Source organism: Mycobacterium sp. NPDC051804 (assembly GCF_044452905.1).
GTDB lineage: Bacteria > Actinomycetota > Actinomycetes > Mycobacteriales > Mycobacteriaceae > Mycobacterium.
This window is the reverse complement of record NZ_JBITCD010000019.1, coordinates 1-2173: the sequence shown is the minus strand read 5'-3', so window position 1 is coordinate 2173 and position 2173 is coordinate 1. Positions and strand designations below refer to the sequence as shown.

General features: G+C 64.1%; 1 pseudogene. It reads right to left on the bottom strand.

The annotated features are described in order from the left end of the window. Window positions 1–2173 (bottom strand): annotated as a pseudogene (locus tag ACIA48_RS30230) (condensation domain-containing protein); the annotation flags it as partial.

The following is a 2173-nucleotide window of genomic DNA, read 5'->3' as shown; positions in this document are numbered from 1 at the left end:
ATGACCCCACCCATCCAACTGGGCATGCTCATCCTCATCGAGCAAATCAATCGACAACAACCGCCGCGACGTATCCGCGGTCATAGCTACTGCCCCGGATCAGCGGTCAACGCCACTACCACCCGCCGCAGCCGTCCCATCAACGATTCGATACCCGCAGCATCAAACACCTCGGTGTCGTACTCGACACGTAATGTCAGCTCCCGACCCGGTGACGCTTGCACCGCAAGCGGATAGTGGTTGTACTCACGGGCGTCGATCTCGGTGATGGACAACTCGTACTCACCGGCGAACGCGGCGGCGTCGACGGGGTAGTTTTCGTACACAAACAAGGTGTCGAACAACTGGTCGTGGCCGGCGACGCGGTGAATTTCCGCCAGCGCCAGGTGCTGATGCTCGACGGTGAGATTGTGGGCAGCCTGCAGTTGATCGAGCAGGTCGGCGATGGTAGTTGTCGGCGTGATGGTCGCGCGCACCGGCACGGTATTGATCAACAGACCCACCATCAATTCCGCGCCGCTGACCTCAGTCGGGCGCCCCGCAACTGCGGTGCCGAACGCGACATCACGCTGGCCGGTCAGCCACATCAGCAGCTGCGCCCAGACAGCCTGCAACACGGTGCTGACGGTCGTGTGGTTCGCGCGTGCCAGTTCGGTAAGGGCCTGAGTGGACTCTTCAGACAACAGGAACGTGGCGACGTCTCGCCGACCAAGGCCCAGCCGATCCGGCGGACCTACCAGGGTCGGAGAGTCGAATCCGGCCAACACCTCGGCCCAGGCGGCACGGGCAACGTCCATGTCCCGCTCGGCCAGCCAGCTGACAAAGCTGCGGTACGGAACCGCCGCAGGCAACCGCTGACCGTAATAGCCGGCGATAATCTCCTGCAGCAAAATCGCAGTGGACCAACCGTCGAGCACAATGTGATGGTTGGTAAGCACAAACCGGTGTTGGTCGGGTCCGGTGCGGATCAACGCGGCCCTGAACGGCGACTCGTCGGTCAGGTCGCCGACTGCGGCACGTTCGGCGGCACACACCTCTTCAACTTGTTCCTCGAGATGCAGGTCGCTGGCGCCGAGGTCGACGAACGTCCACGGCACCACCGGGGCGGCTGGGATGACCTGGACCGGCGCACCGAACTGGTCGCAGAAGCGGGCCATCAAATGCGGATGACGCGTGACTTCAGTCTGCACCGCGTCGCGCAGCCGCTGCGGATCGAGAGCACCGCAGATGGTGATATTTCGTTGGATCGCGTACACATCGTCGCTGCTCTGCACGGCGCCGGCATGGAAGAGCAATCCCTGCTGCAGTGGCGTCAACGGCAACACGTCAGCGACGCGATACTGCTGCTCGAGTTCGTCGATATCCTTCTGACTCAACCGGGCCGGGACGATATCCGATGGTGTGAGCCCACCCCCGCCGGCGCGCACATACGCGCAGATCCCGGCCAGGGCGTCGAACCACAACCGGCTCAACCGGTCCATGCGCGCGTGGTCGAGCGCCGATTGCGCCCAGGTCCAGTTCGCGTGCAACTGCGGCCCGGTTTCGGTGTCGACGGTGGCCGCGTTGAGCTCGACCGTATGCAGCAGCGGCATCGGAATCGCCGCTGCCGCACCAGTCAGCGCCAAGCCCTCCTCGCTGATGCGCCACAGCTCATCCGACATCTCGGACCCCGTCGCGCCTAGTCGCCCGAGATAGTTGAACGCAATTGGCGGATCGTCCCCGTCGAGGCCGATTCCCTCGTTCAAATAACGCAGCAAACCATAGGTTAATGCGTCGGGTAAGGCGCGGAGTTGTTCCTTGGCGTCCTTGACCACCGCCCCCAGCGCGGCCTCACCGGTGGAGACCTGCGCCCAATCCAGCCCCCCGACAGCCAGGGCTACCGGATAGATGGTGGTGAACCAGCCGACCGTGCGGGTCAAATCAACCCCGACGGCCACCTCCTCCTGACGGCCGTGGCCCTCCACATCGATGCTGATCGGCGACCCGCCCGTGCCCAGGAACTCCGCGCACGCCAAGCCGAGCGCGATCAGCAGGATGTCTTGCACCCCGGCATGGAACGCCGCCGGCACCTCACCCAAAAGCATCCGGGTGGTCTCGCAATCCAGGTCCACCGACAAGTTTCCTGCGGTGGTGAACGTGTCCACACCGGGTTGCACCGCCGGCAACACCGCGG